The sequence below is a fragment of the Algoriphagus chordae genome (genome assembly GCF_003254055.1).
GTDB lineage: Bacteria > Bacteroidota > Bacteroidia > Cytophagales > Cyclobacteriaceae > Algoriphagus > Algoriphagus chordae.
On record NZ_QKZT01000002.1, the window covers coordinates 126,050 to 138,869 of the forward strand.

At 40.3% G+C, this 12,820-nt stretch carries 17 protein-coding genes; 2 read left to right on the top strand and 15 right to left on the bottom strand.

What is annotated here, in order from left to right; all coding sequences use genetic code 11:
- The first annotated feature begins 22 nt into the window (after positions 1-22).
- Both LV85_RS22300 and LV85_RS02515 read left to right on the top strand, forming a co-directional pair.
- Positions 23-1,222, top strand: coding sequence for a class I SAM-dependent methyltransferase (locus LV85_RS22300; RefSeq protein ID WP_245942117.1), 1,200 nt, complete (start codon positions 23-25; stop codon positions 1,220-1,222).
- Positions 1,223-1,346: 124 nt separating this feature from the next.
- The gene (locus tag LV85_RS02515; RefSeq protein ID WP_111316621.1) at positions 1,347-2,453 is read left to right on the top strand and encodes an acyltransferase family protein; all 1,107 of its coding nucleotides are present in this window, start codon (positions 1,347-1,349) and stop codon (positions 2,451-2,453) included.
- 149 nt (positions 2,454-2,602) lie between these two features.
- Here the strand turns inward: LV85_RS02515 and LV85_RS02520 are convergent, their stop codons facing one another.
- From LV85_RS02520 to map, 15 genes are all read right to left on the bottom strand, one after another.
- Entirely contained in the window at positions 2,603-3,139 is a 537-nt protein-coding gene (locus LV85_RS02520) for a pyridoxamine 5'-phosphate oxidase family protein (RefSeq protein WP_111316622.1), read from the bottom strand.
- A 270-nt stretch (positions 3,140-3,409) separates the two neighbouring features.
- On the bottom strand, positions 3,410-4,285 hold the full coding sequence (gene cysM, locus LV85_RS02525) for a cysteine synthase CysM (RefSeq protein ID WP_111316623.1): 876 nt from the start codon (positions 4,283-4,285) through the stop codon (positions 3,410-3,412).
- Positions 4,286-4,342: 57 nt separating this feature from the next.
- Positions 4,343-5,191 carry a serine O-acetyltransferase gene (locus LV85_RS02530; protein ID WP_111316624.1) on the bottom strand — a complete coding sequence of 283 codons (849 nt, stop codon included), beginning with the start codon at positions 5,189-5,191 and terminating at the stop codon, positions 4,343-4,345.
- Between the two features lie 20 nt (positions 5,192-5,211).
- Positions 5,212-5,763, bottom strand: a complete 552-nt coding sequence (locus tag LV85_RS02535) for a hypothetical protein (RefSeq protein ID WP_111316625.1) — start codon at positions 5,761-5,763, stop codon at positions 5,212-5,214.
- Entirely contained in the window at positions 5,744-6,031 is a 288-nt protein-coding gene (locus tag LV85_RS02540; RefSeq protein ID WP_111316626.1) for an FtsB family cell division protein, read from the bottom strand. The genes LV85_RS02535 and LV85_RS02540 overlap by 20 nt, the downstream gene beginning before the upstream one ends.
- Before the next feature lie 102 nt (positions 6,032-6,133).
- A complete protein-coding gene (eno, locus tag LV85_RS02545; protein ID WP_111316627.1) occupies positions 6,134-7,414 on the bottom strand; it encodes a phosphopyruvate hydratase in 1,281 nt (426 codons plus the stop codon).
- A 22-nt stretch (positions 7,415-7,436) separates the two neighbouring features.
- On the bottom strand, positions 7,437-8,534 hold the full coding sequence (gene carA / locus LV85_RS02550) for a glutamine-hydrolyzing carbamoyl-phosphate synthase small subunit (protein ID WP_111316628.1): 1,098 nt from the start codon (positions 8,532-8,534) through the stop codon (positions 7,437-7,439).
- 119 nt (positions 8,535-8,653) lie between these two features.
- A complete protein-coding gene (gene rplQ / locus LV85_RS02555) occupies positions 8,654-9,247 on the bottom strand; it encodes a 50S ribosomal protein L17 (RefSeq protein ID WP_111316629.1) in 594 nt (197 codons plus the stop codon).
- Between the two features lie 6 nt (positions 9,248-9,253).
- Positions 9,254-10,243, bottom strand: coding sequence for a DNA-directed RNA polymerase subunit alpha (locus LV85_RS02560; RefSeq protein ID WP_111316630.1), 990 nt, complete (start codon positions 10,241-10,243; stop codon positions 9,254-9,256).
- A 39-nt stretch (positions 10,244-10,282) separates the two neighbouring features.
- Positions 10,283-10,888: a 30S ribosomal protein S4 gene (gene rpsD / locus LV85_RS02565; protein WP_111316631.1), complete on the bottom strand. Its 606-nt coding sequence runs from the start codon at positions 10,886-10,888 to the stop codon at positions 10,283-10,285.
- 18 nt (positions 10,889-10,906) lie between these two features.
- Positions 10,907-11,305, bottom strand: coding sequence for a 30S ribosomal protein S11 (gene rpsK, locus LV85_RS02570; protein WP_057939435.1), 399 nt, complete (start codon positions 11,303-11,305; stop codon positions 10,907-10,909).
- A gap of 15 nt (positions 11,306-11,320) precedes the next feature.
- A complete protein-coding gene (rpsM, locus tag LV85_RS02575) occupies positions 11,321-11,698 on the bottom strand; it encodes a 30S ribosomal protein S13 (RefSeq protein WP_092894620.1) in 378 nt (125 codons plus the stop codon).
- A 3-nt stretch (positions 11,699-11,701) separates the two neighbouring features.
- Positions 11,702-11,818 (bottom strand): 50S ribosomal protein L36, encoded by a 117-nt coding sequence (gene rpmJ, locus LV85_RS02580; RefSeq protein WP_082632371.1) that lies wholly within the window; start codon positions 11,816-11,818, stop codon positions 11,702-11,704.
- A gap of 7 nt (positions 11,819-11,825) precedes the next feature.
- Positions 11,826-12,044, bottom strand: a complete 219-nt coding sequence (gene infA / locus LV85_RS02585; protein WP_057939437.1) for a translation initiation factor IF-1 — start codon at positions 12,042-12,044, stop codon at positions 11,826-11,828.
- Position 12,045: 1 nt separating this feature from the next.
- On the bottom strand, positions 12,046-12,819 hold the full coding sequence (map, locus tag LV85_RS02590; protein ID WP_111316632.1) for a type I methionyl aminopeptidase: 774 nt from the start codon (positions 12,817-12,819) through the stop codon (positions 12,046-12,048).
- Position 12,820: the final 1 nt, after the last annotated feature.

Genomic DNA, 12,820 nt, shown 5'->3' on the forward strand with positions numbered 1-12,820 from the left:
ATTTTTATATCTTCCAAGCTCAATGAATAAATCTAGTACAGCAGAGATCCGTGCACGATTCGAAAACGATGTAGAACGATTTTCAAACCTAGACACTGGACAAGTGGCGACCATCGACGCCACTATTTCCCTTGAACTTATCACCGAGGCAGCCAAACGCATCGTCCCAAATGCCAGTTCAATTTTGGATGTAGGTTGCGGGGCGGGAAATTATTCACTCATGATGCTCACCAAACTGCCAGATTTAAATTGCACACTAGTGGATTTAAGTGGTAAAATGCTCGAAAAAGCTGTAGAGCGAGTTTCTGCCGAAACCGATGGGAAAGTTGCTGCTTTTGAAGGAGATATTCGTGATATATTCCTGCCAGAAGGCAGCTATGATATCATCTTAGCAGGGGCAGTTTTGCATCATTTAAGGGAAGATTCTGACTGGGAGAATACTTTTGCGAAGCTCTTCAAATTACTCAAACCAGGAGGATGCTTGATGATTTCTGATTTGATCACTCAGGATACTGACTTGCTCAATGACTATACCTGGGAGCGCTATGGCGACTATTTGGAAAGTATCGGGGGAAAAGAATATCGAGAAAAAGTGCTTGCCTATGTTGACAAAGAAGACTCGCCGAGATCAATGAATTATCAATTAGATCTGATGAAGCAGGTCGGCTTCAGTAAAGTAGAAATCCTTCACAAAAACATGTGTTTTGGTGCTTTCGGTGGAATAAAAGAAAAAGCAGCTCAGGAAATCTCGGAGGCAGATGTCACTAACAGAAAAATCATCCTTGATTTTCTCCAAGAAATCGGAATCCCTACGAAATCGCAAAAACTAGAAAAGACCTTCTTGCCTGGAATAAAAATCGATAAAGGAATCCTGCTTTACGATCCGGAAAACCTGTTATATCCTGGCGATTTACTTCATGAGGCTGGGCATATTGCACTGATGACTGAGGAAGAACGTAAAATAATCATCGGAAATGTAAAAGAATATAGATCGCCTGGGCAGGACGATGAAATGGCAGTAATGCTCTGGTCATATGCTGCCTTGAAGTACTTGAATCTCAGTCCAGAAGTAGTCTTTCATCCTGATGGTTATAAAGGGGATGCAAACATGCTTATTGCTAGTTATGAAAGTGCAGACTACAAGGGCTTGCCTCTTCTAGTATGGATGGAGCTTTGTGAAAGTTCGGAATTTCCAAAAATGAGAAAATGGCTAAGAGGCTAGATATGCAGTATTTACGTGCTATTTCCCTACTGCTTTTTCTTCAATTTTCCATTGATCAAGTAATGGATAATTCCAAAAATCATTTTCATATCTTAGAATACCCATTAACCATAGACCCTTTTCGATGACAGTGTTGAAACTTTCTGGCCAAGACAGGCTCGTTTCCCTAGATGTATTCCGTGGATTGACAATGTTTTTGCTAGTAGCAGAGGCTGCTTCAGTATATAGCAGCCTACTCGATGCGAACCCTGAAGGCACCTTCTTACATAGTTTCTTCCTGCAGTTCACTCATCATCCTTGGCATGGACTTCGTTTTTGGGATTTGATTCAGCCATTTTTCATGTTTATAGTAGGAGTAGCGATGCCATTTTCTCTGAATAAAAGAATGGCTGTAGCAGGCGATCGAGCTAAGGTAACTCGACATATCCTGAAGCGTTGTTTACTGCTTTTTCTCTTCGGTACAGGGCTCCATTGCGTGTATGCTGGTAAATTGGTTTTTGAGCTCTGGAATGTTTTGACTCAATTGTCCTTCACCATTTTAATCACTTATTTCCTTCTAGACAGATCATGGAAAATTCAATTAGGCGTTTCTATCGCTTTAATTGCCTTGACCGAAATCCTGTACAGACTTTATAATCCTGAAGCTGCATTTGAGCATGGGGCAAACTTCGGGAATTACATAGATCAAATCTTAATGGGACAAATTAATTCGGGCGGATGGGTAGCAATCAACATCATTCCAACAGCTGCTCATACGATCTGGGGAGCTATCTGCGGGAATCTGCTTTTGTCTTCTAAGACAGAAAAAGAAAAGATCAAGCTTTTGGTGATAGCAGGCCTTACGGTATTGGTGCTTGGCTATGGCTTGGATCTGGCAGGAATCACTCCTATTGTCAAGCGAATTAGCACTTCAGCCTTCACCTTTGCTTCTGGTGGCTGGGCAATTCTGGCTTTAGCCGTCTCCTATTGGTTGGTCGATGTCAAAAAAATGAATTCCTGGGTTTTCCCTTTTGTGATAGTGGGTATGAACTCTATTTTCATTTACCTATTTGCAGAGATTTTAGGACATCGCTGGCTATATGGATTTATCGATATTTTTAGCAGTGGGATACTAAGCCCTATTGGATTAAATGAGTCTAGCATAGCAGTGATTACAGCCTTCCTGACTTTGGGAGCGATGTGGTATTTATGCTATTTCTTATATAAAAAGAAAATCTTCTTTAAAATATAGTAGTCTCGCGGTGGCGCAGTGGCGCAGCAAAATAATAAAGTACAGCTGTACTCTCAACTTGTTTCCATAGCAAGGATTTTCACTGCTGAAAAACAAAAAAAATGTGATCCAGTTTCCCAGATCACATAATGAACTTTGAAGTATCCCAACTACACGTTCAAAGTCCCCTCAATGGAATCATCCATTGTTTTTCCGGATATTGCGCTGATCAAAACCTTGATACCCGCAACGGTATTCCCATGCTTATTATCCCAATAATATCCGCTGTCGGGAATAAACTGAATTACTGAGATTCTAGGATCATCTTTCCCTTCGGTAAACCAAGCTTTGACCGTTGGGTCCCAAAGCTCTTCAATTTTTGCTTTGTCATCCGTAATTCTCGCATGACCATTTAACTCCAAGAAATCAGAATAGGATGAACCTTGGAAATAGAGAGTCACATCAGTATCTGCGGCAATCTCCATGTTTTTCATACTGTCCTTTGCACTTAGAAACCATATATTACCAGCATCGTCAGTCTTCTGAACAGACATAGGACGTGACTTATGAGAATTGTTTAAGGTGGTAGATGTGACAAAAAAGCAGGACCCTGACTTATCTATCAGTTCTCTGATTTTCTCTACAGCTTTCGGACCTGCAAGATTTTCCCTATTGTGCTCTTCTTGATTTTCGTTAATTGAGTTCATGGTATAGTTGGTTTAATATTTCAAAAAAAAGCCCAAAATCTGGCTTCAACTATACTATTGCAAATGGATTGCCGAATGGAAAAAGCCAAGTCATGAAAACAGACCAACTTAAAAAAACAGCCTTCTGAGAGTATCAAGTGAGATATACCAATTTCTCCTCCTTGTTATTAAAAATCAAACACAGCCAAGAAACACCTCAATTATACCTGAATCGGGGAAATAGATTCCTAGGGAAAGGCAGAAAGAAATGAAGAGTAGAATTGAATTGGACTAGCCAAAAAGATCAGAACTCAAATATCGATCTCCTCGGTCACAGGTGATGCAGACGATAAGGCCTTCTTTCAAAGTCTTGGAAAGTTCAATGGCAGCATGAAGTGCTCCACCGCTACTCATACCTGCGAGTATTCCTTCTTCTCTGGCCATTCTTCGAGTCATCTCAGTGGCTTGCTCCTGACTCACATCTATCACCTGGTCTACCTTACTTGCATCAAAGATCTTAGGTAAAAATTCAGGAGACCATCTTCGGATTCCGGGAATACTAGATCCGTCGGTAGGTTGAGTACCTACTATTTGAATATCAGGATTTCTCTCTTTCAAGTACTGAGACACCCCCATAATAGTCCCAGTAGTCCCCATGGCTGATACAAAATGAGTGATCTCACCATCCGTATCTTCCCATATTTCTGGGCCGGTAGTTTTATAATGAGCGAGATAATTATCCGGATTGCCAAACTGATCAAGCATGAAGTATCCTTCTTTACTCATCTGTTCAGCGAGGGTCCTAGAATACTCTATAGTCTTAGCAGCTGGTGTCAAAATCACTTTAGCACCATAAGCTTCCATAGAGATCACTCGCTCTTTGGTAGAGTTGTCTGGCATAATTAAGGTCATCTCCAAGCCCAAGACTTTAGATACCATAGCCAAAGCAATTCCAGTATTACCACTTGTAGCTTCTACCAACTTGTCACCGGATTTGATTTCACCACGATCCATGGCTGCTTTAAGCATATTATAGGCTGCACGATCTTTCACACTTCCACCTGGATTCTGACCTTCCAGCTTACAAAAAATTTTAACCTTAGGATTTACTGAAATATGATCTAACTGTATTAGAGGTGTATTTCCTATTAGTTCAACTAGTTTCATGGACTTGGTATTGAAATTTGATAAGCAAAAATTCTTCTGAAATAAACCTAAGACATCTTAGTGGCTTACTTCATCTTGGTCATTTTTGAAAACATACATATCTGTCACTGCAGAATCTGCATGATACATTTGTGTTTGGTAATAAACCTTACTTCCAGCAGATACACTTTTCGTTAGCCATACATTTCCTCCTATCACAGAGCCTTTGCCGATAATGGTATTTCCTCCAAGAATCGTAGCTCCAGAATAGATCACCACATTATCTTCTATGGTCGGATGTCTCTTACTATCCGCATCAGCCTTATCCACACTCAGTGCACCAAGAGTCACCCCTTGATATACCTTCACATGCTTGCCGATTATAGTAGTCTCACCGATCACCACTCCTGTGCCGTGATCAATGCAAAAATACTGACCAATGCTAGCTCCAGGGTGAATATCTATGCCTGTACGACTATGAGCAAACTCAGTAATCATCCTTGGAATAAGATCCACGCCCAAGCTATGAAGTGCATGAGCAATTCTATAGGCAGATATGGCATAAAAACCGGGATAGCTTCTAAGGATTTCTGTTCTAGATTTGGCAGCTGGATCACCTGCAAACATCGCATCTACATCCTGATGTATCCAATCAAAAACCTGTTCAAGGTTTTGAAAAAAGGCATTTGCAGTGTCTGAACCTAGTCCTCTATGCAAATGCGGATTACGTTCAAGAATGGAGGACAAATCCTCTTGAAGTTGAAGTAATGAGGCCTCAATCTCTGATTTATCAGAGATTTTAGTTACTGTATATTCTGGAAAAAGCAAGCCTAGCAAATCTTCAAAAAACTGCTGAATCACCTTAGGAGAAGGGCATTCTGAGCAATCCTGATGCGCTTTGTATAATTTTGAAACAAAAGAATTCATGAAAAATGTGTTAGGTTTAGTTACAGCACAAAACCCACACGGATCACATAAGGTTCACCATAGGGAGAACGGAGATTATCATGCATCACATTATAGAGGAAGGTGAAATTAACGCCACCTCTTTGTCCAAATGGGGCAAAATAACCACCGCCTAAGAATAAAGCGTTAGACCATATTCGTTCAAACTCATTTGTCCCGTAAATGTTATTGTCAAAATTTATAGACTCAAACTCAGCATGAGCAAAAATATTAGGCATAATATTATATCGAGTAAAAATTTTACCACCATATGATGTGGATTCGCCTCCATAATAATTCCTGGCTTTGAAATACTGATAAGTTACTCCTACCCCAGAGGAAAATTTGGGAGTAATCATTACACCTACAATCGGAGAAATTTCAATCATAGTGGTCGAGCCAAATTGCATGCCGAAATTACCTCCGTAATACAGGCGATCCTTGAAAGGGATGGAATCCTCAGGGTAATATTCTCTTTGAGCAAAAGAAGATGTTTGGAACAAGCCAAAGGCTATAAAAAACAGAAGTAGGTACTTACTTTTCAACAATGACATAAAGGTCTTCAGTATTTTTTTTCATTAAGTACTTTTCACGAGCAAACTTCTCCAAGAGTTCAGGGTTGCTCATCAATTCCTCTCTCTCAGCTTTGATCTTCTCTCTTCGTTCTAAGTAAAACTCCTTTTGATCTTCGAGTTGTCCCAGCTTAGTACTCAACTTCACTTGGTTGACTACATTATTAGAATCAATAAAAATCATCCACGCCAGAAAAAAGACAATGCCCAGAAAGTAGAAACTCTTAGTGTACTTAAGGTATTTGCTCATTTGCCTTGCTTGATATGATACTTGAAGATACAAAAATGGTGCAAAAAAAAGACAGCTCACCAAAGCAAGCTGTCTTTTTACTAATATTTTGATAAGCTCTTATTAGAACTTACCCTTGAAAACAGCTGAATCGCCCAATTGCTCCTCGATTCTTAGCAACTGATTGTATTTGGCCATACGGTCAGATCTAGAGGCAGAACCAGTTTTGATCTGTCCACAGTTCAATGCTACCGCAAGATCAGCGATTGTAGAATCTTCTGTTTCACCTGATCTATGCGACATTACAGCTGTAAAACCAGCTTTGTGTGCAAGATTAACAGCATTGATAGTTTCTGTTAAAGTACCGATCTGATTCACCTTGATTAAGATAGAATTAGCAGACTTCTCTTCGATACCTCTTTGAAGGAACTTCACGTTTGTTACAAAAAGATCATCACCTACTAATTGGACCTTATCACCAATTTTGGCTGTCAACATAGCCCAAGCTTCCCAATCTTCCTCAGCACATCCATCTTCGATAGAATCGATTGGATACTTCTCAGTAAGTTCAGCTAAGTAAGCTACTTGCTCTTCTCTGCTTCTTGCTTTTCCAGTAGGACCTTCAAATTTAGAATAGTCATACTTTCCATCCACAAAGAACTCAGATGCTGCACAATCCAAGGCGATAGTCACATCATCACCTGCTTTGTAACCAGCCTTCTCGATTGCATCCAAAATACTACCAAGAGCTTCTTCAGTTCCTCCAGAGAAATTAGGTGCAAATCCACCTTCATCCCCTACTGCAGTGCTCAATCCTTTGTCATGAAGGATTTTCTTAAGATTGTGGAATATTTCCGTTCCCATTCTCATTGCTTCTGAGAAAGTAGGAGCTCCTACTGGACGAATCATAAACTCTTGGAATGCGATAGGCGCATCAGAGTGAGATCCTCCATTGATGATGTTCATCATAGGAACAGGAAGTGTATTAGCATTCACACCACCTACATATCTGTATAGAGGCTGATTTGACTCCATAGCTGCAGCTTTAGCTACTGCCAAAGAAACTCCTAAAATTGCATTCGCACCAAGGTTACTTTTGTTTGGTGTACCATCTAGCTCAATCATGATCTGATCAATCATGTTTTGTTCAAACACGTCAAATCCAACCAATTCAGAAGCGATAGTGTCATTTACATTAGCAACAGCTTTCATTACGCCTTTGCCCATGTATGCGCCTTTGTCACCGTCACGAAGCTCAACAGCCTCGTTGACACCTGTAGAAGCACCACTTGGTACAGCAGCACGACCAAAAGCACCATTTTCTGTGTAAACATCTACCTCAATAGTAGGATTTCCTCTTGAATCGAGGATTTGTCTTGCATGAATTGATTGAATCAACGTCATAGTTTTAAAAGGTTTAATGGAATTAATTTTTATTAATTAAAGAAATAAAATCGTCAAACAGGTAGCGCGAATCATGCGGGCCTGGAGATGATTCAGGATGATATTGAACTGAAAAAGCCGGCTTATTTTTAAGACGAATTCCAGCTACCGTATTATCATTCAAATGAACATGGGTGATTTCGATATCAGGATTTTGCTCTGTATCCTCACGCGTAATATTGAATCCATGATTCTGGGAAGTTATTTCACTCTTACCCGTCATCAGGTTTTTAATTGGGTGGTTTAATCCTCTGTGGCCATGGTGCATTTTGTAGGTAGAAATCCCACAGGATTCAGCTAGTAACTGATGACCTAGGCATATACCAAAAACCGGCTTGCCTGTCTCCAGGATATCTTTAGTAGTTTTTACAGCGTAATCCATCACTGCAGGATCACCAGGGCCATTAGAAAGGAAATAAGCATTTGGTGCCCATTCCTCCATTTCGGCTAAGGTAGCTTTGGCTGGAAATACCTTGCAATAGACTCCTCTGTCTGCCAGGTTTCTTAGAATATTCTTCTTAATGCCAAAATCCATACAGGCTACTTTGATCGCTGAATTCTCATCACCAAAGAAATATGGTTCTTGTGTACAGACAGTAGAAGAAAGCTCAAGGCCATTCATATCCGGTACTTTTTCAAGCTCAGCTTGCAAGCCATCTAAATCATCTTCAAATTCTGAACTGATGATCGCATTCATTGCGCCCTTAGAGCGAAGATGTCTAACCAGTTGCCTAGTGTCAATATCCGCAATACCAGTTACTCCATTCTTCACAAGGTAATCTTGCAAAGTACCTGAAGCATCTAGACGTGAATGCACCTCAGAGAAGGTATTGACCACGATGCCACCTATGGTAGGGTGATCAGATTCCACTTCCTCATCGATCACACCATAATTTCCGATGTGAGAGGTGGTAGTTACAATGATTTGTCCGGTATAGGATGGATCTGTATAGATCTCCTGATAACCTGTCATTCCGGTGTTGAAGCAAATCTCACCACCATTTGTACCAGGGTTACCGATTAAAGAACCATGAAAGACGGTTCCATCTGCCAAGAGTAAAGTCGCTTTTTGTTTGATCATTTTGCTAAGTAATTGCCCAAAGTTAAATATTTATTGGGAAGGAAGATAAATGAAAAGGGTATAAAAAAAGGATTGAACAAATGTCCAATCCTTTCAATATCGTGAAGCCACTGATCAACTTATTTGTTATCAGTTTCTTCTTCCGCTGAATCAGCAGAAGCTTCAGGAGCCTTAGGCTCTTCCACATCCTTTGCAGGAGCTTCTTCTTTAGCTTCAGCTGCTTTTTTAGCTGGAGTTTCTTTTTTGGCTGGAGCAGCTTCTGCTGCTGTATCTTCAGCACCTGCAGCTTTACCAGAACCTCTACGAGATCTTCTAGTAGTCTTCTTAGCAGGCTTAGTGTCTTTCAACATCAATTCGTTGAAGTCAACCAACTCGATGATACACATCTCTGCGTTATCACCTAATCTGAATCCAGTTTTGATAATTCTAGTGTATCCGCCTGGACGAGTAGCTACTTTAGAGATTACTTCACCAAATAGTTCGATGATAGCTTCCTTATTTTTCAAATAAGCAAACGCCATACGTCTATTGTGTGTAGTATCTTCTTTAGCTCTAGTTACCAGAGGCTCCAAATACTTCTTCAATTCTTTTGCCTTGGCAAGCGTGGTTGAGATACGCTTGTGAAGAATCAGCGAAGTTGCCATATTAGAAAGCATTGCTTTTCTATGAGCGGCCTTCCTTCCAAGGTGGTTAAATTTCTTACCGTGTCTCATTATTATTTATTCTTCATCAAGTTTATACTTAGAAATATCCATCCCGAAGGTCAGGCTTTTTTCTTGGATAAGTTGCTCTAGCTCAGCTAGGGATTTCTTACCGAAGTTTCTGAATTTCATCATATCAGAAATTTCAAGTTTGGCAAGATCACCCAAAGTCTTCACATCAGCAGCTTTAAGACAGTTGAACGCTCGAACTGAAAGGTCAAGGTCGCTCAAAGAAGTCTTAAGAAGCTTTCTCATATGCAAGAACTCTTCGTCGATTGGCTCCGGCTCTGCTACTCCAGTTGAATCAAGAACCATAGTCTGGTCAGAGAACAACATAAAGTGTTGGATAAGGATTTTGGCAGATTCCTGCAACGCTTTCTCCGGGTGGATAGAGCCGTCAGTAGAAACTTCCATGATCAATTTTTCGAAGTCAGTCTTCTGTTCTACTCGCGTATTTTCTACAGAGTATTTCACATTCTTAATAGGAGTGAAAACTGCATCAATAGCGATAGTACCGAATATCTGCTCTTTTGGTTTGGATTCTTCAGCTGGTAGATACCCTCTTCCCTTATCCATCGTCAATTCGATCTCAAAGTTTTTGGACTCGTCGATATGACAGATCACCAACTCTGGGTTCAAGATTTCGAAAGAAGAAGTAAACTTAGCAATGTCCCCTGCAGTAAGTACAGACTGATTTTTGACTTCCACTGTGATTTTTCCGTCAAATGCTTCATGCACTTTCTTGAATCTCACCTGCTTCAGGTTCAAAATAATATCTGTAACGTCTTCAACTACACCTTCGATGGTCGAAAACTCATGCACTACACCAGGAATCTTAATCGCAGTGATGGCATAACCTTCCAAGGAAGAAAGCAAAATTCTTCTCAGGGCGTTACCTATTGTAACTCCATAGCCTTTTTCGAGTGGTTTGAAAGTGAATAGGCCATGAAAATCATCGGCTTTTTCCATTACCACTTTCTCGGGCATTTGAAATGCTAGTATGGACATATATCTCGTTCTTTTTTAAAAGCTGAAAATATTAAAATATTACTTAGAGTAAAGTTCGACAATGAGTTGCTCCTTGATATTCTCAGGAATATCATCTCTGCCTGGAACACTGACGAATTTGCCGGTCAACGATGTGCCATCCCACTCTAACCAGGAATATTTATTAGCACCTCTACCAGCTAAGCTACTAGTGATTGCTTCTAGAGACTTTGATCTTTCTCTTACAGAAACTACATCACCTGGCTTAAGCGTAAACGAAGGAATATTAACTACCTCACCGTTTACAAGCACATGCTTGTGAGAAACTAGTTGTCTAGCACCTCTTCTGGTAGGGGAGATTCCCATTCTATATACCGTGTTGTCCAATCTTGCTTCTAGAAGCTGAAGAAGGTTTTCACCGGTAATTCCATTTTTCCTGGAAGCAATATTAAACATCTTAGCGAATTGTCTTTCCAATACACCATAGATGTATTTTGCTTTTTGCTTCTCAGCAAGCTGGATTGCGTATTCAGACTGCTTTTTTCTTCTACCTCTACCATGTTGTCCAGGAGGGTAGTTTTTCTTTGCAAGTGCTTTGCTATGTCCTTCTATAGCTTCGCCAAATTTTCTGGCAATCTTTGCTTTAGGACCTGTATATCTAGCCATTGTATTACAATTTTATGATTAAACTCTTCTACGCTTAGGTGGACGACAACCGTTGTGCGGCATTGGAGTCACATCGATGATCGTAGTCACATCCAATCCTACATTTTGCAATGTTCTGATCGCTGATTCACGACCAGATCCTGGACCTTTTACAAATACTTCGATTTTTCTCAAACCTAAGTCGTATGCTACTTGCCCACAGTTCTGTGCGGCCATCTGCGCTGCGTAAGGAGTATTTTTCTTAGAACCTCTGAATCCCATTTTACCGGCAGAAGCCCAAGATATTACTTGACCTGCATTGTTGGTAAGAGAGATAATGATATTGTTGAAGGACGCTCTAATGTGAGCTTGCCCTACAGCTTCTACCTTTACTACTCTTTTTTTACCTTTTGCTTTATCGTTTCTTTTCTGAGCCATAATCTAAATCAGGTTTTATTTAGTTGCTTTCTTCTTGTTAGCAACTGTTTTTCTCTTACCCTTCCTTGTTCTGGCGTTGTTCTTGGTATGTTGACCACGAACTGGAAGTCCTTTTCTGTGTCTCAAACCTCTATAGCAACCAATATCTTGTAGTCGCTTGATGTTCAATTGGATCTCTGACTTCAGTACACCTTCGGTTCTGAACTCTTCAGCGATAATGTTACGGATGGAAGTTGACTCATCGTCATCCCACTCACCAGCTTTCTTGTCGAAAGAGATACCAGCCTTGGTCAGGATAGCTTTGGCTGCAGATCTACCTATTCCGAAGATATAGGTAAGTCCGATTACGCCGCGCTTATTGTCTGGTATATCTACACCTGCAATTCTAGCCATAATTTAACCTTGTCTTTGTTTAAACTTAGGATTCTTCTTATTGATGACATACAATACTCCTTTTCTTCGGATTAGCTTGCAGTCAGCACTTCTCTTTTTGATGGATGTTTTTACTTTCATCTCAGTCTTATTTATATCGATATACAATTCTGCCTTTACTCAAATCATAGGGAGACAGTTCTAATTTAACTCGATCACCAGGAAGGATCTTTATGTAATTCATCCTCATCTTACCAGATATATGGGCGATCAGCTGATGCCCATTCTCTAGTTCCACTTTGAACATCGCATTAGACAATGCTTCCTTGATCGTACCGTCTTGCTCTATTGATGTTTGCTTGGCCATATTAGAATTTAAAATTCTCTTCTATGTATTTATGAGAGGTTAACACCTCTGTTCTATCTTCAAATATCGCTACTGTGTGCTCATAATGTGCTGAAGGTTTTCTATCCGCTGTTCGTATAGTCCATCCGTCGCGCTCTTGGACAATGTTACGTGTTCCAAGATTAATCATGGGCTCAATGGCGATCACCATTCCATCTTTCAGTAAAGGACCACTTCCCTTCTTTCCATAATTGGGAACTTCTGGTGCTTCATGTAGATTTCTACCTAATCCATGTCCGACAAGCTCTCTAACTACTGTGTAGCCTTTAGCTTCAACAAACTTCTGGATGGCATTGCCTACATCACCGATTCTTTTCCCAAAGACAGCTTGCTCAATTCCAACGTAAAGTGAATCTTTGGTGGCTTTTAATAATGCTTTGACAGCTGGGGAAACCTCACCAATAGGGTATGTATAAGCGGAATCGCTATGAAAACCTTGGTGAAAAACTCCACAATCTACTGAGATTATATCGCCATCTTTCAATTCATATTCGCTAGGAAAACCATGTACTACTACTTCATTCACAGAAATACATAGTGAAGCAGGAAATCCATTGTAGCCCTTAAATGAAGGAACTCCGTTGTGATCCCTGATAAACTCCTCAGCAATTTTGTCTAGAAAAGAGGTCTTTACCCCTTCCTTGATATGTTTCGCTACTTCCCCATGGGCTCTCGCTAGTATATCGGCACTTTCTTTTATTAACTTAACTTCCTCGGAAGTCTTGTAATTGATCATC

Bases quoted from the DNA above. Each gene is read 5' to 3' on its own strand.
- LV85_RS02530 (WP_111316624.1), bottom strand. From the start codon at position 5,191: ATGAATTCTTTTGTTTCAAAATTATACAAAGCGCATCAGGATTGCTCA.
- carA (WP_111316628.1), bottom strand. From the start codon at position 8,534: ATGATCAAACAAAAAGCGACTTTACTCTTGGCAGATGGAACCGTCTTT.
- LV85_RS02560 (WP_111316630.1), bottom strand. From the start codon at position 10,243: ATGTCCATACTAGCATTTCAAATGCCCGAGAAAGTGGTAATGGAAAAA.
- map (WP_111316632.1), bottom strand. From the start codon at position 12,819: ATGATCAATTACAAGACTTCCGAGGAAGTTAAGTTAATAAAAGAAAGT.
- LV85_RS02515 (WP_111316621.1), top strand. From the start codon at position 1,347: ATGACAGTGTTGAAACTTTCTGGCCAAGACAGGCTCGTTTCCCTAGAT.
- rpsK (WP_057939435.1), bottom strand. From the start codon at position 11,305: ATGGCTCAGAAAAGAAACGATAAAGCAAAAGGTAAAAAAAGAGTAGTA.
- rpmJ (WP_082632371.1), bottom strand. From the start codon at position 11,818: ATGAAAGTAAAAACATCCATCAAAAAGAGAAGTGCTGACTGCAAGCTA.
- cysM (WP_111316623.1), bottom strand. From the start codon at position 4,285: ATGAAACTAGTTGAACTAATAGGAAATACACCTCTAATACAGTTAGAT.
- LV85_RS22300 (WP_245942117.1), top strand. From the start codon at position 23: ATGAATAAATCTAGTACAGCAGAGATCCGTGCACGATTCGAAAACGAT.
- rpsM (WP_092894620.1), bottom strand. From the start codon at position 11,698: ATGGCTAGAATTGCAGGTGTAGATATACCAGACAATAAGCGCGGCGTA.
- LV85_RS02535 (WP_111316625.1), bottom strand. From the start codon at position 5,763: ATGTCATTGTTGAAAAGTAAGTACCTACTTCTGTTTTTTATAGCCTTT.
- eno (WP_111316627.1), bottom strand. From the start codon at position 7,414: ATGACGTTGATTCAATCAATTCATGCAAGACAAATCCTCGATTCAAGA.
- infA (WP_057939437.1), bottom strand. From the start codon at position 12,044: ATGGCCAAGCAAACATCAATAGAGCAAGACGGTACGATCAAGGAAGCA.
- rplQ (WP_111316629.1), bottom strand. From the start codon at position 9,247: ATGAGACACGGTAAGAAATTTAACCACCTTGGAAGGAAGGCCGCTCAT.
- rpsD (WP_111316631.1), bottom strand. From the start codon at position 10,888: ATGGCTAGATATACAGGTCCTAAAGCAAAGATTGCCAGAAAATTTGGC.
- LV85_RS02520 (WP_111316622.1), bottom strand. From the start codon at position 3,139: ATGAACTCAATTAACGAAAATCAAGAAGAGCACAATAGGGAAAATCTT.
- LV85_RS02540 (WP_111316626.1), bottom strand. From the start codon at position 6,031: ATGAGCAAATACCTTAAGTACACTAAGAGTTTCTACTTTCTGGGCATT.